Origin of the sequence: Yokenella regensburgei ATCC 49455, assembly GCF_000735455.1 — a bacterium.
GTDB lineage: Bacteria > Pseudomonadota > Gammaproteobacteria > Enterobacterales > Enterobacteriaceae > Yokenella > Yokenella regensburgei.
The window spans coordinates 33,055-51,924 of the sequence record NZ_JMPS01000080.1 but is presented as its reverse complement, the minus strand read 5'-3'; the positions used below and the strand labels follow the sequence as shown (position 1 = coordinate 51,924).

The 18,870-nt window shown below is 55.9% G+C and carries 20 protein-coding genes and 2 pseudogenes; 12 read left to right on the top strand and 10 right to left on the bottom strand.

Annotated elements, in window-relative coordinates; all coding sequences use genetic code 11:
* The coding region (locus GYRE_RS24770) for an MFS transporter (protein ID WP_038257976.1) at window positions 1-632 on the top strand (632 nt) is incomplete at its 5' end.
* 32 nt (window positions 633-664) lie between these two features.
* On the opposite strand, the gene GYRE_RS20525 is transcribed toward GYRE_RS24770, so the two are convergent.
* The 3 genes from GYRE_RS20525 to nhaB form a co-directional block, all read right to left on the bottom strand.
* Window positions 665-1,006, bottom strand: a complete 342-nt coding sequence (locus GYRE_RS20525; protein WP_038257975.1) for a TehB family protein — start codon at window positions 1,004-1,006, stop codon at window positions 665-667.
* A gap of 109 nt (window positions 1,007-1,115) precedes the next feature.
* Window positions 1,116-1,646 (bottom strand): disulfide bond formation protein DsbB, encoded by a 531-nt coding sequence (dsbB, locus tag GYRE_RS20520; protein WP_038257974.1) that lies wholly within the window; start codon window positions 1,644-1,646, stop codon window positions 1,116-1,118.
* A 133-nt stretch (window positions 1,647-1,779) separates the two neighbouring features.
* A complete protein-coding gene (gene nhaB, locus GYRE_RS20515) occupies window positions 1,780-3,321 on the bottom strand; it encodes a Na(+)/H(+) antiporter NhaB (RefSeq protein WP_038257983.1) in 1,542 nt (513 codons plus the stop codon).
* A 215-nt stretch (window positions 3,322-3,536) separates the two neighbouring features.
* Here nhaB and fadR point away from each other — a divergent pair, with 215 nt between their 5' ends.
* Window positions 3,537-4,256, top strand: a complete 720-nt coding sequence (fadR, locus tag GYRE_RS20510) for a fatty acid metabolism transcriptional regulator FadR (protein ID WP_006819650.1) — start codon at window positions 3,537-3,539, stop codon at window positions 4,254-4,256.
* Between the two features lie 31 nt (window positions 4,257-4,287).
* On the opposite strand, the gene GYRE_RS20505 is transcribed toward fadR, so the two are convergent.
* Entirely contained in the window at window positions 4,288-5,820 is a 1,533-nt protein-coding gene (locus tag GYRE_RS20505; protein WP_006819651.1) for a SpoVR family protein, read from the bottom strand.
* A gap of 326 nt (window positions 5,821-6,146) precedes the next feature.
* Between GYRE_RS20505 and GYRE_RS20500 the strand changes: the two genes are divergently transcribed.
* The 3 genes and pseudogenes from GYRE_RS20500 to GYRE_RS25380 form a co-directional block, all read left to right on the top strand.
* A complete protein-coding gene (locus tag GYRE_RS20500) occupies window positions 6,147-7,445 on the top strand; it encodes a D-amino acid dehydrogenase (protein WP_038257971.1) in 1,299 nt (432 codons plus the stop codon).
* Window positions 7,446-7,454: 9 nt separating this feature from the next.
* On the top strand, window positions 7,455-8,525 hold the full coding sequence (gene dadX / locus GYRE_RS20495) for a catabolic alanine racemase DadX (protein WP_006819653.1): 1,071 nt from the start codon (window positions 7,455-7,457) through the stop codon (window positions 8,523-8,525).
* A gap of 7 nt (window positions 8,526-8,532) precedes the next feature.
* Window positions 8,533-8,661, top strand: a pseudogene (locus GYRE_RS25380) (hypothetical protein); the annotation flags it as partial.
* On the opposite strand, the gene GYRE_RS20490 reads toward GYRE_RS25380, so the two are convergent.
* On the bottom strand, window positions 8,605-10,338 hold the full coding sequence (locus GYRE_RS20490; protein ID WP_038257969.1) for a potassium/proton antiporter: 1,734 nt from the start codon (window positions 10,336-10,338) through the stop codon (window positions 8,605-8,607). The pseudogene GYRE_RS25380 and the gene GYRE_RS20490 overlap by 57 nt on opposite strands.
* Window positions 10,339-10,419: 81 nt before the next feature.
* The gene (gene ldcA, locus GYRE_RS20485; RefSeq protein ID WP_038257967.1) at window positions 10,420-11,349 is read right to left on the bottom strand and encodes a muramoyltetrapeptide carboxypeptidase; all 930 of its coding nucleotides are present in this window, start codon (window positions 11,347-11,349) and stop codon (window positions 10,420-10,422) included.
* Between the two features lie 93 nt (window positions 11,350-11,442).
* On the opposite strand from ldcA, the gene emtA reads away from it, so the two are divergent.
* The gene (gene emtA / locus GYRE_RS20480; RefSeq protein WP_038257965.1) at window positions 11,443-12,057 is read left to right on the top strand and encodes a membrane-bound lytic murein transglycosylase EmtA; all 615 of its coding nucleotides are present in this window, start codon (window positions 11,443-11,445) and stop codon (window positions 12,055-12,057) included.
* Here emtA and ycgR read toward each other — a convergent pair whose 3' ends face one another.
* The gene (ycgR, locus tag GYRE_RS20475) at window positions 12,058-12,789 is read right to left on the bottom strand and encodes a flagellar brake protein YcgR (RefSeq protein ID WP_006819657.1); all 732 of its coding nucleotides are present in this window, start codon (window positions 12,787-12,789) and stop codon (window positions 12,058-12,060) included.
* A gap of 200 nt (window positions 12,790-12,989) precedes the next feature.
* Between ycgR and GYRE_RS20470 the strand changes: the two genes are divergently transcribed.
* Window positions 12,990-13,244 (top strand): GlsB/YeaQ/YmgE family stress response membrane protein, encoded by a 255-nt coding sequence (locus tag GYRE_RS20470; protein ID WP_038257962.1) that lies wholly within the window; start codon window positions 12,990-12,992, stop codon window positions 13,242-13,244.
* 31 nt (window positions 13,245-13,275) lie between these two features.
* On the opposite strand, the gene GYRE_RS20465 is transcribed toward GYRE_RS20470, so the two are convergent.
* Window positions 13,276-14,649, bottom strand: coding sequence for an MFS transporter (locus tag GYRE_RS20465; RefSeq protein WP_038257959.1), 1,374 nt, complete (start codon window positions 14,647-14,649; stop codon window positions 13,276-13,278).
* A 175-nt stretch (window positions 14,650-14,824) separates the two neighbouring features.
* Here GYRE_RS20465 and kdgR point away from each other — a divergent pair, with 175 nt between their 5' ends.
* Window positions 14,825-15,616 (top strand): DNA-binding transcriptional regulator KdgR, encoded by a 792-nt coding sequence (gene kdgR, locus GYRE_RS20460; RefSeq protein WP_006819660.1) that lies wholly within the window; start codon window positions 14,825-14,827, stop codon window positions 15,614-15,616.
* 52 nt (window positions 15,617-15,668) lie between these two features.
* Here the strand turns inward: kdgR and GYRE_RS20455 are convergent, their stop codons facing one another.
* Window positions 15,669-15,908 carry a YobH family protein gene (locus GYRE_RS20455; protein ID WP_038257957.1) on the bottom strand — a complete coding sequence of 80 codons (240 nt, stop codon included), beginning with the start codon at window positions 15,906-15,908 and terminating at the stop codon, window positions 15,669-15,671.
* Between the two features lie 159 nt (window positions 15,909-16,067).
* On the opposite strand from GYRE_RS20455, the gene mgrB reads away from it, so the two are divergent.
* The 4 genes and pseudogenes from mgrB (at window position 16,068) to cspE (ending at window position 17,560) form a co-directional block, all read left to right on the top strand.
* Complete coding sequence (gene mgrB, locus GYRE_RS20450) at window positions 16,068-16,214, top strand: PhoP/PhoQ regulatory lipoprotein MgrB (RefSeq protein WP_038257955.1); 147 nt, start codon at window positions 16,068-16,070, stop codon at window positions 16,212-16,214.
* Between the two features lie 73 nt (window positions 16,215-16,287).
* Entirely contained in the window at window positions 16,288-16,578 is a 291-nt protein-coding gene (locus tag GYRE_RS20445) for a YebO family protein (protein ID WP_006819663.1), read from the top strand.
* Window positions 16,579-17,192: 614 nt separating this feature from the next.
* Window positions 17,193-17,338, top strand: a pseudogene (locus GYRE_RS25070) (DUF2627 domain-containing protein).
* Between the two features lie 12 nt (window positions 17,339-17,350).
* Complete coding sequence (gene cspE, locus GYRE_RS20440; protein WP_001062678.1) at window positions 17,351-17,560, top strand: transcription antiterminator/RNA stability regulator CspE; 210 nt, start codon at window positions 17,351-17,353, stop codon at window positions 17,558-17,560.
* A gap of 93 nt (window positions 17,561-17,653) precedes the next feature.
* On the opposite strand, the gene GYRE_RS20435 is transcribed toward cspE, so the two are convergent.
* Complete coding sequence (locus tag GYRE_RS20435; RefSeq protein ID WP_038257948.1) at window positions 17,654-18,862, bottom strand: MFS transporter; 1,209 nt, start codon at window positions 18,860-18,862, stop codon at window positions 17,654-17,656.
* Between the last annotated feature and the right edge of the window lie 8 nt (window positions 18,863-18,870).

Genomic DNA, 18,870 nt, shown 5'->3' with positions numbered 1-18,870 from the left:
TGGCACCGCTGCTGGCGTTGCTGCTTATCGTTCGCCAACAAAACGATCCACCGCTGCCGCCGGTATCGAGCCAGTCTGCCCGCCTGCAATGGAACATGCTGCCGTACCTGCTGCTGGCGCTGTTCCTCGCCGCCAGTATCAGCCTGATGCAGCTTGGCCTGTCGCCGCACCTGAAGCCGTTGTTCTCCGGTAACAGCACGGAGGTGAGCCATCATGTCGCCTGGCTGCTGAGCCTCGCGGCGGTCAGCACGCTGCTGGCACAGTTTCTGGTGGTGCGCCCGCAGCGTCTCAGCCCGCGCGCGCTGGTTGCGGTGGCTGCTGGCCTGATGGTGCTGGGGCTTGGGTTGATGCTGTCGACGGCGCTCCTGACCTTCTACGCGGGTATCGTCATTACCTCATTCGGTGCGGCGATGGCAACGCCTGGCTATCAGCTGCTGCTTAACGACAGGCTATCAACCGGGAAGGGTGCGGGGGTTATCGCCACCAGTCATACGCTGGGCTATGGCGTAAGCGCGATGCTGGTGCCGCTGGTTTCGGCGTGGTTCGGCGAACAGGCATTAATTGCGACGGCGTTAGTGCTGGCGGGGGGATTCGCGCTGGTGTGCGGTCATCTGCTGCGGCGTAAGGGATGAAGGGCGACGGTGCGCCGCCCTGCGGGTAGCGATTACGCTTTTTTGGCGTGATACATCTCATCGCTTTGGGTGTCGTTTTCCACCCAGAAGTTAATATTGAACTGCGCGTCGTCGCTCAGCTCAACGCGATGCCAGTACTCTGGCGGGCTGGTGGCGAACTGCCCGGCATTAATCACCACTTTCACTTCCGGCTCCGTCGCCTGCTCGTTAGCAAAACCGTAGTAGGTGACCGTTCCTTCCATCACGCATAGTTGACCGAATACACCGGCGGCAGTGTTGTGATGCGTCAGCAGAGCAGCAGGCACGGTCTCTTTGGTGAAGAAGGGAGTAGAGCGTTTAACTTTCCAGTTTGCGGGGATACGAAGATGTGACACAGGAATTCTCCTTTGCGATTCATCTATAAGATGTATTTAATATACATCTTATAGATGATCACAGCAACGACTTCGGCCCATAAAAAAACGCTCCCGGGGGAGCGTTCTGTTAGCGACCAAACAGGTCGCGGCGCTTCGGTTTGAACGGTTGTGCTATCAACACCAGCAGCGCCACAATCAGGTAAGCGGCGAAAATACCGACCAGCCACTGCGGCATCTCAAGCGTCAGGAATTCCCACTGACGCACGGAGCAGTCGCCGGAAGCCAGGAACACCTGCGGCAGCCACTTGTCCAGCGGCAGCCAGCTCGGGAAGCGGGCGGCAAAGTCACAGGTCATGAACGGAGACGGGTGCAGCTGGATCATGGTGTGTTCCCATGCAAGCTGTAATCCGCGCCAGGCGCTGTAGATCCAGATAAGGATCGCCACATAGCGCAGCGGGGATTTCGGTGCGATGGCACCCACAATCCCGGCTCCCATGATGCCAAACAGCGCGCTACGTTCGTAGATACACAGAACGCAGGGCTTCAGCAGCATCACGTGCTGGAACCAGAGCGCGACCATTTCAAGCGCAAAGGCGGTCAGCGCCATCAGTAACCATGCACCACGACCTCGTGAGCACTGGTTTAAATATCGCAACATAATCATTTCCCTGGAACATGCTAAGACACGCAGTGTAAACGAATTTTTTCCCTGTGCCACCTGGGGAGAAATAATATTACATAAATGAATCGCTCTAACCCAACGAACGGTGTCAGGTCAGAGCGAGTTTGCCTTACGGCGTGACGATCCACCCCTGCGCCTGTAGCCATTCAGAGACGGGCATCAGCGAGTGCTGCACACAAAGTAAACCGACCAGCGTCAGCACCAGCGTATAGGGCAGCGCCATCCAGACCATCCGGCCATAGGAGAGACGAATGAGCGGCGCCAGCGCGGAGGTGAGCAGGAACAGGAACGCCGCCTGGCCGTTCGGGGTGGCAACGGACGGCAGGTTGGTGCCGGTGTTAATCGCCACCGCCAGCAGTTCAAACTGCTGCATGCTGATAACGCCATGTTCCAGCGCCGCTTTTGCTTCGTTGATGTAGACCGTACCGACAAACACGTTATCGGAAATCGACGACAGCAGCCCGTTGAACAGATAGAACAGCGACAGCTGCGCGTGCGGTGACGCCTGCAGAACAAAGCTGATGATTGGCGAGAACAGCTGCTGGTCGATGATCACCGCGACCACGGCGAAAAAGACCGTCAGCAGGGCGGTGAACGGCAGCGCTTCGGTAAAGGCTTTGCCGATGGCGTGCTCGTCGGTCACGCCGGTGAGCGACGTCGCGAGAATAATGACCGTCAGGCCGATCAGCCCGACCTCCGCCAGATGCAGCGCCAGCGCAACCACCAGCCAGACGCCGATAATCCCCTGCACAATCAGGCGTAACGTCTCCTGGCGGGTGCGCTGCTGGCGGCTGCGCAGATCGTAATCATGCAGCACCTGTCGCACCGGCTCAGGCAGCGTTTCGCCGTAGCCAAACCATTTAAATTTCTCGACCAGCACGCAGGTTAACAGTCCACAGAACAGCACCGGGATCGTAACCGGAGACATCCGCAGGAAGAATTCCCCGAAGTGCCAGCCCGCCGCTTTGGCGATGATCAGGTTCTGCGGTTCGCCGACCATGGTCATCACGCCACCGAGGGCGGTACCGACGCCCGCGTGCATCATCAGGCTACGCAGGAAACCGCGGAACTGCTCCAGCACCGCGCGATAATGCTTATCGATGTGGCTGTCGTCGGCCAGTTCGCCCTCATCCGGGCGGTTCGACGCCGCACGGTGATAGATCCCGTAAAAACCCACCGCTACGCTGATAATCACCGCCACCACCGTCAGCGCATCGAGGAATGCGGAGAGGAACGCGGCGGCCAGACAGAAGGCGAGGGAGAGCACGATTTTGCTCTTAATCGACAACAGCAGGCGGGTGAAAATCGACAGCAGCAGCTGCTTCATGAAGTAGATCCCTGCCACCATAAATACCAGCAGCAGCAGAACTTCGAGGTTACCGGCAATCTCTTCGCGCACGTGTTCCGCGCTGGTCATCCCGATGGCGACCGCTTCAATCGCCAGCAGACCACCCGGCAGCAGCGGGTAGCACTTCAGCGCCATGGCCAGGGTGAAGATAAATTCCACCACCAGCAGCCAGCCCGCAACAAACGGATTAATAAAGAAAACCAGTGGGTTAACTACTAAGAAGATAAGCAGTGTCAGTTTGTACCAGTCCGGTGACTGGCCCAGAAAGTTGCGCCACAAGGCGCGACCGTAGGAGATTTCCACGACGAACATCCATCCCGTCAACAAAATGAGAGGCATAGTGTAAACGAAAGGCGGACGATGAGGGGAAAAAGCGCAGCAAGCGACCATTTTCCCATTACCAATTTGAGAAAATAGAACCGCGATCCCCTTTTAATTGGCGAGCCGTGCTATCTGCTCCACAACAGCTCTGGTATGATGAGTGATATTTTGCAACGCTGTGTAATGGAAATCTTACTATGGTCATTAAGGCGCAAAGCCCGGCGGGTTTCGCGGAGGAGTACATCATTGAAAGCATCTGGAACAACCGCTTTCCTCCCGGCTCCATTCTTCCTGCTGAACGTGAACTCTCTGAACTCATTGGCGTCACGCGCACCACATTACGCGAAGTGTTGCAACGTTTAGCTCGTGATGGCTGGTTGACCATCCAGCACGGCAAACCGACAAAAGTGAACAACTTCTGGGAAACCTCCGGACTGAATATTCTCGAAACGCTGGCGCGTCTCGATCACGAGAGCGTTCCGCAGCTTATCGACAATCTGCTGTCCGTGCGTACCAACATTTCCACCATCTTTATCCGCACCGCATTCCGTCAGCACCCGGACAAGGCGCTGGAAGTCCTGGCAAGCGCGAAGCAGATTGAAGATCACGCGGATGCCTTCGCCGATCTCGATTACAACATCTTCCGTGGCCTGGCGTTCGCCTCCGGCAACCCGGTGTATGGTCTTATCATCAACGGCATGAAGGGTCTGTACACCCGCATTGGCCGCCACTATTTCGCAAACCCGGAAGCGCGCAGCCTGGCGATGGGGTTCTATCATCGTCTGGCGAAGGTGTGCGAAGAGGGGCTTTACGATCAGGTGTATGAAACCGTGCGTAAATACGGCCATGACAGCGGCCTGATTTGGCATAACATGCAGAAAACCCTGCCCGGCGACCTGGCCATCCACAGTCGCTAAAAAAGAAACCCGGCAAGCGCCGGGTTTTTTATTACAGCAAATTCTGCCGCGGCGGGCAGCGCTCCAGCAACTCCACGCTGCCGTCGGCGTTCTGCTGCTCCAGAATAATGTCAAATCCCCACAGCCGGTGAACGTGCTTGAGCACCTCTTTACGCCCCATATCCAGCGGGGCACGATTGTGCGGCACGTAGCGCAGGGTCAGCGAGCGGTCGCCGCGTAAATCGACGTTCCACACCTGAATATTAGGCTCCAGGTTGCTCAGGTTATACTGGGCGGAAAGCTTGTTACGAATCTCGCGATAGCCTTCCTCATTGTGGATAGCGGCAATTTCCAGATAGTTATTGCGATCGTCATCCAGTACGGTGAAGAAACGGAAATCACGCATGATTTTCGGCGACATAAACTGGCTGATAAAACTCTCATCTTTAAAATCGCGCATCGCGAAATGCAGCGTCTCCAGCCAGTCAGATCCGGCGATGTCCGGGAACCAGTACCGGTCTTCCTCCGTCGGAGACTGACAGATACGCTTAATGTCCTGGAACATGGCAAAGCCGAGGGCATACGGGTTAATGCCGCTGTACCACGGACTGTTGTAGGGCGGCTGGAACACCACGTTGGTGTGGCTGTGTAAAAACTCCAGCATAAAGCGCTCGGTGACTTTGCCCTCGTCATACAGATGATTCAGGATGGTGTAGTGCCAGAAGGTCGCCCAGCCTTCGTTCATCACCTGCGTCTGTTTTTGCGGATAGAAATACTGGCTCACCTTACGCACAATGCGCAGGATCTCGCGCTGCCAGGGCTCCAGCAGCGGGGCGTTTTTCTCCATAAAGTACAGCAGGTTCTCCTGCGGCTCGGAGGGGTAGCGTCGGGAGGCATCAACAATCCTTTCCTCCTCTTTCTTCGGCAGCGTACGCCACAGCATGTTCACCTGGCTTTGCAGATACTCTTCCCGGCTTTTCTGCCGTGCTTTTTCCTCCTGCATGGAGATTTTCTGCGGACGTTTGTAGCGGTCAACGCCGTAGTTCATCAACGCATGGCAGGAGTCGAGCAGTTTCTCGACCTCATCGACCCCGTAGCGCTCCTCGCACTCGGAGATATATTTGCGGGCGAAAATCAGGTAATCGACGATCGAACTGGCGTCGGTCCAGCTGCGGAACAGGTAGTTGTTCTTGAAAAACGAGTTGTGCCCGTAGCAGGCGTGCGCCATGACCAGCGCCTGCATGGTAATAGTGTTTTCTTCCATCAGGTAGGCGATACATGGATTGGAGTTGATCACAATCTCATAGGCCAGCCCCTGCTGACCGTGCTTATAGGCACGTTCGGTCTCGATAAACTTTTTGCCAAACGACCAGTGGGTATAGTTGATGGGCATACCGACGCTGGAGTAGGCGTCCATCATCTGTTCGGAGGTAATGACTTCGATCTGGTGCGGATAGGTGTCGAGTCGGTAGAGTTTCGCCACCCGGTCAATTTCTGCCAGATAAACATCCAGCAGGTCGAAGGTCCAGTCGGGTCCGTCGCTCAGACGTGTGCTTTCCTTATTCACTGAATCAATCGTAGCCATTAGCGCGCCCTCATTGTTGGCGACTCTCTCTGTCTGGAGAGCCTCATTTCAAGCATAGAACACGGCGTCATAAACCACCGGAAGAAGGAATTTTTTTCTTTGCGATTTTCCCATTTCATTTGCGACGAAAAATCAATTTAGCAGAATTTTGCGCTGGCTAATTTTCACGCGCAGCAGGAGATGCCAAATAGCGCCGTACCGCACTGGCTGGGCGTAGTGTGAGGTAAGTCACCATAAAAAAAGCATATGTTGAATAATATTTTCATCTGGGTTATCAATTTGTAATCAGAAGATTGTTCTTTTACTCATATTCAGATGGAGTGGCTATGCGTGTTGTGATACTGGGAAGTGGCGTCGTCGGCGTAACCAGCGCCTGGTATTTGAGTCAGGCCGGGCATGACGTCACGGTTATCGATCGTGAATCCGGTCCTGCGCAGGAAACCAGCGCGGCCAACGCCGGGCAGATCTCGCCGGGCTATGCGGCACCCTGGGCTGCTCCTGGCGTGCCGTTGAAAGCGATCAAATGGATGTTCCAGCGTCATGCGCCGTTGGCAATTAGCCTCGACGGCACCCAGTTCCAGCTGAAATGGATGTGGCAGATGCTGCGCAACTGCGATACCCGCCACTACATGGAAAACAAAGGCCGGATGGTTCGCCTGGCGGAGTACAGCCGCGACTGCCTGAAGGCGCTGCGTGAAAGCACCGGCATTGAATATGAAGGGCGCCAGGGCGGCACGCTGCAGCTGTTCCGTACCGAACAACAGTATGAAAACGCCACCCGCGATATCGCGGTGCTGGAAGACGCGGGCGTGCCTTACCAGCTGCTGGAGGCTGCTCGCCTGGCAGAAGTGGAGCCCGCGCTCGGCGAAGTGGCGTACAAACTTACCGGTGGGCTGCGTCTGCCGAATGACGAAACCGGCGACTGCCAGCTGTTTACTCAGCGTCTGGCGGCAATGGCCGAGCAGGCGGGGGTAAAGTTCCGCTATAACACGCCGATCGATCGTCTGCTGGTGGAAGGCTCGCAGATCTGCGGCGTGCAGTGCGGTGATGAAATCGTTAAAGCCGACAGCTATGTGCTGGCGCTGGGCTCTTACTCTACCGCGATGCTGAAAGGGATTGTCGATATCCCGGTTTACCCGCTGAAGGGCTACTCGTTAACCATTCCGGTTAATGAAGATGACGGCGCGCCGGTATCAACCATCCTCGATGAAACCTACAAAATCGCCATCACCCGTTTCGACCAGCGCATCCGCGTCGGCGGCATGGCTGAAATCGTTGGTTTTAACACCGATCTGCTGCAAAAACGCCGTGAAACCCTGGAAATGGTGGTTCGCGATCTCTTCCCACGCGGAGGTTTTGTTGAGCAGGCGACCTTCTGGACCGGGCTGCGCCCGATGACGCCAGACGGCACGCCGGTAGTCGGGCGCACGGCGTTTAAAAACCTGTGGCTCAATACCGGTCACGGTACGCTTGGCTGGACGATGGCCTGTGGCTCCGGCCAGCTTATCAGCGACCTGATGTCGGGCAGAACACCAGCTATTCCTTATGACGATCTGAGCGTTGCCCGCTATGGTCAGGGATTTACCCCTTCGCGCGCACAGCATCTGCACGGCGCGCATCAATAAGGAGGCGGTATGGCACGTCCTGTCCACGCCAGCATCGATTTACATGCGCTGCGTCAGAACCTGAGTATTATCCGCCGGGCAGCGCCGCAATCGCGCGTCTGGTCGGTGGTAAAAGCCGATGCCTATGGGCACGGGCTTGAGCGAGTCTGGAGCGCGCTGAACACCACCGACGGTTTTGCGCTGCTCAATCTTGAGCATGCCATCATGCTGCGCGAGCGCGGCTGGAAGGGGCCGATTCTGCTGCTGGAAGGCTTCTTCCACGCCGATGAGCTTGAGCTGCTTGATAAGTATCGTCTCACCACCAGCGTGCACAGCAACTGGCAGGTGAAGGCGATCCAGAATGCACGCCTGCACGCGCCGCTCGACGTGTACGTGAAGGTGAACAGCGGCATGAACCGGCTCGGCTTTGCGCCTGAGCGGGTACATACCGTCTGGCAGCAGCTGCGCGGGTTAAGCAACGTGGGCGCAATGACGCTGATGTCGCACTTTGCCGTGGCTGAACGTCCGGAGGGTATTGTCGAGCCAATGCAGAAAATTGAACAGGCGGCAGAAGGGCTGGACTGCCCGCGTTCGCTGTCAAACTCTGCGGCGACCCTCTGGCATCCCGAAGCGCATTTTGACTGGGTACGCCCGGGCATTGTCCTCTACGGTGCGTCGCCTTCCGGCCAGTGGCAGGATATCGCCAACAGCGGCCTGAAGCCGGTGATGACCCTCAGCAGTGAAATCATTGCCGTACAGAATCTGAAAGCCGGTGACGTGGTGGGCTACGGCCAGCGCTACCGCGCCACCCGCGATCAGCGGATTGGTATTGTCGCCTGTGGCTATGCCGATGGTTATCCGCGCGTGGCGCCAGATGGCACCCCGGTGCTGGTCGATGGCGTGCGCACCACAACGGTGGGCACCGTGTCGATGGATATGCTGGCGGTGGATTTAACCCCCTGTTCACAGGCGGGTATCGGTACGCCGGTGGAGCTGTGGGGCAAGGAAATCAAAATTGATGACGTGGCGACCGCCTGCGGGACCGTCGGCTATGAGCTGATGTGCGCCCTGGCAACAAGAGTCCCGGTTGTGACAGTGTAACTTGTAAGTGCCGGGTGCGACGTGGTCTTACCCGGCTTACAGGTATTGTAGGCCGGGTAAGCGCAGCGCATCAGGCGCGTTATACCTCTTCTTCTTCCGCAACGCGCACGCCGACTTTGCGCACGGTATTATCTTCCTTCTCGGCGACCGTCCAGATCATCCCGGCAAACTCCACCTGGTCACCAACGACCGGCGCTGCTCCCAGCAGATGCTGAACAATATCCGCCAGCGAGAGCTGGTTATCGCGAAACTCTTCGCCGCCGTCGAGGCCATAAATCAACGCGATATCGGCAAACTTTGCGTTCCCTTCAAGAATAAAGTCACCAAAGAATCGCTGGTCGAGCGCCACCGGCGGCGACTGGCTGAACAGGCTGCCGAGCGCCGGGAGGTCACGCTCGCGACCAATGACGCACAGAATATCGTTTTCACGCAGGCGGGTACTGCCGGTCGGGTGCAGCAGCACATTGTCGCGGAACAGCGCGGCGATGCGGGTATCCGGCGGCATATGCAGGTCGCGAAGGGCGGCACCCACGCACCATTTCTCGGCGCTCAGCTGGTAGACAAACTGCTCCCACGGATTGTCGGGATGAATATCCAGCCCCACCCTGGAAATCGGCCAGCCCACCGGCGGCACCACGACTTTGGCTTTTTTCGCCGCCCACGAGAGCGACGTGCCCTGGAACAGGAGGGAAATCAACACCACGAAGAAGGCGACGTTGAAGAACAGACGCGCGTTCTCAAGCCCGGCCATCATTGGGAATACGGCAAGGATGATGGGCACGGCGCCGCGCAGTCCTACCCAACTGATAAAAATACGTTCGCGCAGATTAAATCCGCGGAACGGCAGCAGGCCGATAAACACCGACAGCGGACGTGCAAAGAAAATCATCCCGGCGGAGAGAATGAGCGCAGGCACGGCAATTGGCAGCAGGTCGGACGGCGTCACCAGCAGGCCGAGCACCAGGAACATGCCGATTTGTGCAAGCCAGGCCAGACCGTCGAAGTTCTGCAAAATGGCGTGGCGGTTGCGGATTGGGCGGTTACCGAGCAGGAAGCCGCACAGGTACACGGCCAGAATGCCGCTACCGTCGAGTGAAGTCGTAATACCAAAAATCATGATCCCGCCGCTCAGCGCCAGCAGCGGATACAGCCCGGCGGGCAGCGAGATGCGGTTAATCATCTGCAGCAGCAGATATCCGCCCGCGAGACCAATCAGGATCCCAAGGCCAAACTGCTGAATGATGTGCACCGCAAACAGCCAGCTCAGGCTGCTTTCGTGGTGCTGGATCATCGAAATCAGGGTGATAGTCAGAAACACCGCCATCGGGTCGTTACTGCCGGATTCAATTTCAAGCGTTGAGCCGACACGTTCGTTCAGCCCTTTGCCGCCCAGCAGCGAGAAGACGGCCGCCGCATCGGTCGAGCCGACGATGGCGCCAATCAGCAGCCCTTCAATCAAATCAAGATGGAACAGCCATGCGGCCATCATCCCGGTGAGCCCGGAGGTAATCAGCACGCCAATGGTTGCCAGCGACAGCGCCGGCCCCAGTGCGACGCGAAACGAGCTCGCCTGGGTGCGCATCCCGCCGTCGAGCAGGATAACCGCCAGCGCCAGGTTACTGATCATATAAGAGAAGGGGTAGTTATCGAAGGGGATCCCGCCAATACCATCGACCCCGGCGAGCATGCCTATCGCCAGGAAGATAACGAGGATGGGGATACCAAGACGTGAAGAAAATGAACTTAATAAAATACTACTGGTGACTAAAACTGACCCCAGTATAAACAGACTGATAACCGCCCCGGCGTCCAACGTTCACGTACTCCCTATGTCGCGTGATAACTATTCTAAAACGGTAACATATTTAGCACGTGAACAATGGACTAATAAGAGCTATGAATGCATTTTTTCTTCGCTGAGCACCGGATGACCGCTGAGGGTGAGCGTGGTGGCATCGCCGCTGTTTACCAGCAGTGCTTTTGCCCCTAACGGTAAGGTCACAGTGCGCGCTTCGTGACCGAAATCGAGCCCGGTTATCACCGGAACGGCGAGCCGCGATCGCAGGTAGTCAACCATTGTGTCCAGGGTATATCCGGCATCATAGTCGTTTGGCGTTGCACCGCTGAAGCTCCCGAGCACGATTGCGCGCTGGCGAGAAAGAATGCCGGCATGCAGCAGCTGCAGCAGCATGCGTTCAACGCGGAACGGATGCTCATTAATATCTTCCAGCACCAGAATGCCGTTGCGGATCTGCGGCATCCACGGCGTGCCGATAAGCGAGTTGAACATGGCCAGATTCCCCCCCCACAGCGTCCCCTCCGCGCGGCAGTGTGGGCCGTGGCCCTGCCATTCAATAGTGAAGGTGCGGTTTTGCAGCGCCAGCCAGAAGTGATGCTGGGTGAACTCATTCAGCGGTTCGGCGCCGAAGTTGGCCGCCAGCATCGGGCCGCTGAAGGTGATAACGTTGCCCTGCGCCAGTAGCCCGAGTTGGATCGCGGTAAAATCGCTGTGGCCGCAGATGAGCAGCGGATCCTGTTGCTGACGGGCCACCAGCGCAGGCCAGTCAATCGACTCCAGCAGCCGACTGGCACCGTAGCCGCCGCGCACGGCCAGCACGATGCGGTCTTTACCGGTGAGTTGAGCCAGACCGTTGATATCGCTCAACCGTTCGGCTTCGCTGCCGGCGAAGCGCCGATCGCGGCGGGTGATGACCTGCTGGTGTTCCACGCGATGCCCGTTTTTTTCAAGACGCCTGACGCCTAGCGCAGCGGCAGCCTGATTAATACAATATCCGGAGGGGGCAACCAGGTGAAACAGACTCATACTCATTCCTTGCGAAGGGGTAAACCGTTATCATGCCGCCTGAACCGATCGTTGTCACCCAGCGCGGCACACTTCAGCTAAAAGGATAGATGCGTGAAATTGAGATGGTTTGTTATTTTATTATTCACTTTACTCGTCGGGTGTAGTTCAAAGCAGGGTTATCGTAACCCGCCCTGGAACGCTGAAGTACCGGTGAAGCGGGCAATGCAGTGGATGCCAATCAGTGAGAAAGCGGGTGCCGCCTGGGGCGTGGATCCGAAGCTTATCACCGCCATTATCGCCATTGAGTCAGGCGGTAACCCGAACGCGGTGAGTAAATCCAACGCCGTCGGGCTGATGCAGCTTAAAGCCTCAACCTCCGGGCGCGATGTGTACCGCCGGATGGGATGGAGCGGTGAACCCACCACCAGCGAGCTGAAAAACCCGGAGCGCAATATTTCGATGGGGGCGGCTTATCTGAGCATTCTGGAAAATGGCCCGCTGGCGGGCATTGAAGATGAGAAAGTGATGGAGTACGCGGTGGTGGTGTCGTATGCCAACGGCGCCGGGGCGCTGCTGCGCACTTTCTCCTCTGACCGCAAGAAAGCCATCAGTAAGATTAACGCTCTCGACGCCGACGAGTTCTTCGAACACGTGCAGAAGAACCATCCAGCGCCGCAGGCTCCTCGCTATATCTGGAAGCTGCAGCAGGCGCTGGACGCGATGTGATCAGATAACTTTATTGGCGCGTTCTCGCGCCGCGCGCTCCAGTGAGAAGATAATGCGCTGGAGCGTGCGCTCGGCCGACGGGTTGACGTTAAGGAAACGGAAACTCAGGCGCGGGGTGCTCACCGTTTCATTCTTCCCGTCCACGACCCGACGTTCGCTGATAGCGATGAGCTGGGCGTCAAACGTAAAGTGTCCCCATTCTTCCATGTCGAGCTCCACCTGCGGAATGCGCATCCCTTCAATCAGATTCTCCGGCGGCGGCGCGTCCATCAGTGCGCCCATCCCGCCGAGCGACAGATCGCACAGACGGAAGGTAATCACCTGCTTATCCGGCAGCGTCGCTTTACAGCGATAGCCTGGATGCAGCGGGGCGGCAATGCGGAAAAACTCCCGACGTTGTATGAACCACAGGGAAGGTGGAATGGGAGTCACAAACGCCGGTAGATTCTGGAACGCCTCGGCGGTGAGTTTCGGTACCTCAAACTCAATCTTTGCCCCCTGCGTTTCTGCGGTGAGGGTCAGATTCTCCATCCGCTGAACTACGCGGTTTTCATACTCCTGGCTACCAAAGTCGATGACCAGGCGCTGCGGGGTCACTTCAAGGATGCGGCTGATGAATTGCCCGGTGGGCCAGGAGACCCGTACGGGGACCTCATGCTTATGCAGATCGCGAAGAACGTTTAAAACAGCCAGCGGATTAAGTTTCAGGAATTGCTCGTTGTAGTGACTCACACCAAATCGCTCCAGGTGACAGACTGTCGGGTAATTATCGGCAGTGTTTGCGCAGAACTTAATACAAATGGATGAAAAGAGAGTAATGCGCTAAAAAAAAGGTTCATGAGCGAGTTATTTCAGTGGAATTACCTATACTTGAACCATTGGGGCTGGCGATTTCGACCCGCCCGCAAAGGGTATTCCTGGAGGTGGTTATCATGGGCATTCTGACCTGGATTGTGTTCGGACTGATAGCAGGGGTTATCGCTAAACTCATCATGCCGGGGCGTGATGGCGGGGGATTCATCCTCACCTGTGTTCTCGGGATTGTTGGTGCGGTGGTGGGTGGATGGCTGGCGACCATGTTTGGTATCGGCGGCGGCGTTAACGGTTTCAACTTACACAGCTTCCTGGTCGCCGTGGTGGGCTCCATCGTGGTACTGGTGGTGTTCCGGCTACTACGACGCGAATAACAGGAAAACGGCCTCTCAGGAGGCCGTTTTTTTATGCCTGAACTCTGGGCTGAGTGACGCGTAATCCGCTTACCACGGCGGCAATGACGGCAAGCGTACCGGCCAGCAGCAGCGAGATGTGTTCGGCATTGCTGCCCGAAAGGTTAAACATCAGGGCGACCAGCGCTGCGCCGGTGCTCTGGCCGAGCAGGCGGGCGGTGCCGAGCATTCCGCTGGCGCCGCCGCTACGATGCCGCGGCGCGGAAGAGATAATCGTGTGATTGTTTGGCGACTGGAACAGGCCAAATCCGGCACCACACAGTATCATCCGCCAGATGATATCAATATCGCTGGGTGACGAAGGGAGCAGCGCCAGAGCAAACAGGCCGCAGGCCATCACCAGCATCCCCAGCGCGCCGAGCAGGCCGGCGTGTACGCGCTCAATCAGATAACCCGCCAGCGGCGCCATCACCATGGTGGCGAGCGGCCACGGTGTTAATAACAGACCGGTTTCCACTTCGCTGCGGCCCATCACCGATTGCAGGAAGAAGGGCAGCGAAACCAGTGCCAGCATCTGCGCGCAGAACGAACAAATCGATGTGCAGATAGACAGCGAGAATAGCGGAATTCGCAGCAGATCGACCGGTAACAACGGCACCGGCAGACGTAGCTGACGGCGCACAAAGAAGAAGCCGATAACCACAACGCCGGCAACTTCTGCCAGCACTAACGGCAGCGACTCGCCCTGAGCAAAGCTGCTAAGTGCAGTAATGAGCAGACCGAAGGTGAGCGCGTTCATCACTGCGCTTGGTAAGTCAAAACGTGGTGCCTGGCTGCGCGAACCGTTGGCTGGCAGGTAACGCAATGCCAGGACAAAGGCGATGATCCCAAGCGGGACGTTAATTAAAAACAGCCACTGCCAGGACGCAAGAGAGAGGATAGCGGCGGCGATAGTCGGGCCCGCTGCCGAAGAGACTGCCACCACAAACGAGTTGATCCCCATCCCACGGCCCAGCTGGCGTTGCGGGTAAATAAGGCGAATGAGCGCCGTATTCACGCTCATCAGGGCGGCACCGCCCAGCCCCTGGGCAACACGGGCCAGAGTCAGCATCTCAAGCGACGATGACAGGGCGCAAATCAGCGAGGTCAGAGTAAATACCACGAGGCCAATTTTGAACACCCGATGATAGCCGAACATATCGCCGAGAAACGACAACGACAGCAGCGACACCACAATGGCAATCTGGTAGGCGTTAACTATCCAGATAGAGGCTGCAGGTGAAGCATTGAGATCGGCGGCAATCGTCGGTAACGCGACGTTGGCAATCGCGCCATCGAGCACCGCCATGGTAATACCCAGAACAATGGTAAAAATAGCGCCATACCGCTGGGGTAACGGCAGACCATCGACAACGTTTTTATCCATGAGGAGTGTGAGTCTGGAGAGAGAATTGGCTGAATGTTGATTCTAGCATTGATTATTCAGCCGTAGCTCGCAGATTTGTAACCGGGTTCAAGAAGATGCATTGCGACGAAGGGGCTGTGAATTTATAATAAAAACCGGTTCTAATTTTTATAAAACAGTTGCGGTGAGGTGATAAATGGCAGTCGCAGATTTGGATAAGCAGCCAGATTCTGTCTCTTCAGTCCTGAAGGTATTTGGCATTCTGCAGGCGCTCGGGGAAGAGCGCGAAATAGGGATTACCGAACTGTCGCAGCGCGTGATGATGTCGAAAAGTACGGTATATCGCTTTTTACAGACCATGAAATCATTGGGCTATGTGGCGCAGGAAGGCGAATCCGAGAAGTATTCCCTGACCCTGAAGTTGTTTGAGCTGGGCGCACGTGCGCTGCAAAACGTAGATCTCATTCGTAGCGCTGATATCCAGATGCGCGAACTGTCTCGCCAGACTAAAGAAACTATTCACCTTGGCGCGCTAGATGAAGACAGCATCGTTTACATCCATAAAATCGATTCGATGTATAACCTGCGCATGTACTCCCGTGTGGGTCGCCGCAATCCGCTTTACAGCACCGCTATCGGCAAAGTGCTGCTGGCGTGGCGCGATGTAGAAGAAGCCAAACAGATCCTGGAAGGCGTCGAGTATAAGCGCAGCACTGAACGCACCATTACCAGTACAGACGCTTTACTGCCAGTGCTTGAGCAGGTTCGAGCTCAGGGCTTTGGTGAAGACAACGAAGAGCAGGAAGAAGGGTTACGCTGCATTGCCGTCCCTGTTTTCGACCGCTTTGGCGTAGTGATTGCCGGGCTGAGTATCTCTTTCCCGACGCTGCGTTTCTCGGAAGAACGCCTGCAGGAGTATGTGGCTATGCTGCATACCGCGGCGCGGAAGATCTCTGAGCAGATGGGGTACAACGACTATCCGTTCTAAGTAAACATAAAAAAAACGCCGCGAAATGCGGCGTTTTAACTCGGCGCTTTGCTTAACCCTGATCGACCACGGTAGCGCTTTTGCGCAACACCGGGCAATTAGTCAAGCCGATGATTCCGCTGTCTGAATGAACATATTGTGCGGAACTGACTCCACGTGCGGTCAGGTATTTACACTGCAAACCTAACCCACCTACATTCTCTTTGCTGCCGATTAAAACACCATATCCGCTGAGCAGAATGGCAATCCAAACAATCACAAGTACAATAATTGAACGAACCAGTAAACGCATCGCTAGCCTCTTTTATGCTTGAGCTTGTTAATAGAGTAGCCTGGTCATTATCTGAAACAAGTCAATGATTCCTAAAATGATCAGTTCCTATTACAGTTAGCCGCCGTTTAAGGTTAGGGTGCTAACCTTTATCGTAGAGTTTTGTATCTGGAGTCTGCAGTGAAAAAGTTTCGATGGGTTATCCTGGTTGTCGTGATTATTCTCGTTTGTATGGTGCTATGGGCCCAGATGATAAACGTCATGTGCGATCAGGGGGTTCCGTTCTTCAACGGCATCTGTACCATCAACAAGTTCATCCCCTGGTAAGACATTTTGCACGTGAATGATTTCCTTCCTGAAGACGAGTGGTAGAATAGGCTGTTCCTTTTGAGGTGGTGAAATGAGTGACTTAGTGAATTCTGGGGTGTTAAATCTGGTCTCAATGGTGCTTTCAGCGATCCTGCTGGTGGTAGGCCTGGTGTTGTGGTTCTTCGTTAATCGCGCCAGCTCGCGTACTAATGAGCAGATTGAGCTGCTCGAAACGATGCTCGATCAGCAAAAACGACAAACGGCTTTGCTGCGTCGTCTCTGCGAAGCCAACGAGCCAGAGAAAGAAGCCCCTGTAGTTGAGGAACAAAAAGCGGAAGCGGAAGAGGGCGATGATTTCATTCGCCTGGTCGCAGAACGCTGATTTTCCTGGTTGAGCTCCCGGTAACGTCGACCCGTCGCTACCGGGGCAATTGCGCTGTAATCTCTCTGCCTGTCGCCTGAAATCCCCGATCTTTAACTACGACTAATCTTTTTGTTAGCCTTTCTTATTAATCCAGCTGATTGTTACCTGTTGATATGGGCGAGGCCGGCGATGTTATTCCGCCATCCTCGGTTTTATTATTAGTAGAACTATTAGCGAAACGTTTTTATTGCTTAACGGTGGTGCAATGTCATTAAAATTTCATTATTTTAGTGCAGGTGAACACCCTATTTAATTGCGCAACAATGTGTGCATAACTATGCACAAAATGTTCTAAGCATATCGCATTATTTCTACGTATTTCATCGTGTGGGCTGGACGATGGGCACGGGCTGGACTATGGTAAAATTGTCTTAGTTTCCGAGTATGTGCCTGCTTTCAGCGGCTGTAGCCTGAAAGCGCCGCGGCAAAGAGCAAGACGCATAACTGTGCAGGCGATCAAACGGTAACTGATGCTTTTGTGCGACCGATCGTGGCACGCTTAAAAATGGCTTGCCATTATTTACGTTGTATGTGATAACACGTTTTGGGTTAAACGAGGTACAGTTCTGTTTATGTGTGGCATTTTCAGTAAAGAAGTCCTGAGTAAACACGTTGACGTTGAATACCGCTTCTCTGCCGAACCTTAAATTAGTGCCTCATGCAGTCATGTCTCAGTTTTATCTATAGTAAGCGCCTTCGGGCAAAGAAAACACTCTAAGGAATTTTGCAAATGGCAAAGATTAAAGGTCAAGTTAAGTGGTTCAACGAGTCTAAAGGTTTTGGTTTCATTACTCCGGCAGACGGCAGCAAAGATGTATTCGTACACTTCTCTGCAATCCAGGGTAACGGCTTCAAAACTCTGGCCGAAGGCCAGAACGTTGAGTTTGAAATTCAGGACGGCCAGAAAGGCCCGGCTGCTGTTAACGTAACCGCAATCTGAATCCAATCCCACTGATCTTGTCGCGCTTCGGCGCATCAACCTCAGCCATAAAGCCTCGCATTTGCGGGGCTTTTTAATGGCCGAAATCTGTTACTACGGCATAGATTGCAGCGTTGTGGCCCGTGCTGGCATTCTGCGGATGAGCAGGGCAACAGCACCGGAGACCGTAGCGAGCACGACGACCGCCGTCCAGCCGCCCATAGAATAGAGCTGGCTGCCAAGCGCTGAACCGACGGCCATCCCGGCAAATATCATCGTGAACAGCACGGCGTTAAGACGACCACGGGCTTGCGGCTCCAGGCTGTAAACCAGGTTCTGGTGTGACACCAGGCTTGACTGCAGGCCGAGGTCGAAGCCAACGGCGGCAATGGCTATCAGTACCAGTTGCCCCTGGGCCGGGAGCAGCGGCAGGAAAAGCATCAGGGCGAATGACACCGTGACCAGGGCGGCACTAAGCTGGGTGACGCGTGCTGCACCGAGCCTGTCCGCCAGGCTCCCGGCCAGAGGTGCCGCCAGCGCACCGGCTGCCCCCGCGATGCCATAGGCACCCGCAACGGCGCTACCCATCGAGAAATGCTCCAGCAGCATCACCGCAAGGGTGGACCAGAAAGCGCTAAAGGCAATAGAGAGTGAACCCTGCGCCAGCGACGCGCGACGCAGCTCCGGGTAACGACACCACAGGTGTACCAGCGATTTCATCAGCGCCGGGTAGCTCAGTGCGGAATGGACGCTGAAACGGGGTAAAACCATCCACAACAGCGCGCCCATCAGCGCAACGCTTATCGCCGCCGCTTGGTACATGACGCGCCAGCCGAACTCCGCACCCACCAGACCGCTGACGGTACGCGAAAGCAGGATCCCGAGCAGTAAACCGGTCATCACCGTGCCTACCATTTTCCCTTGCTTCCCGGCAGGAGCGAGGATCGCGGCGGCGGGAACAATGTCCTGCGCCATGGTGGTCGCCACGCCTATCAACAGGCTGATAATCAGCAATGACGGTAGCTGTGAGGTAAAGCTGCACAGCAGCAACAGCCCGGCCAGCAGCGCACTTTTTCCGACAATCAGCAAACGCCGGTCGTAGCGGTCGCCTAACGGCAGCAGGAACAGTATCCCCAGCGCGTATCCGGCCTGGGTCAGCGTCGGGATTAGCCCCATGCTTTCTACGCTCAGGTGAAGGTCGCGCCCAATTAACGGCAACAGCGGCTGGCAGTAGTAAATGGCGGCAACGCTGAAACCTGCGCCAAGAGCAAGAATAAAAATGACCCAGCCGGCGCGGGATGTAGCAATGGATGTTTCTTTCATCTGGATGT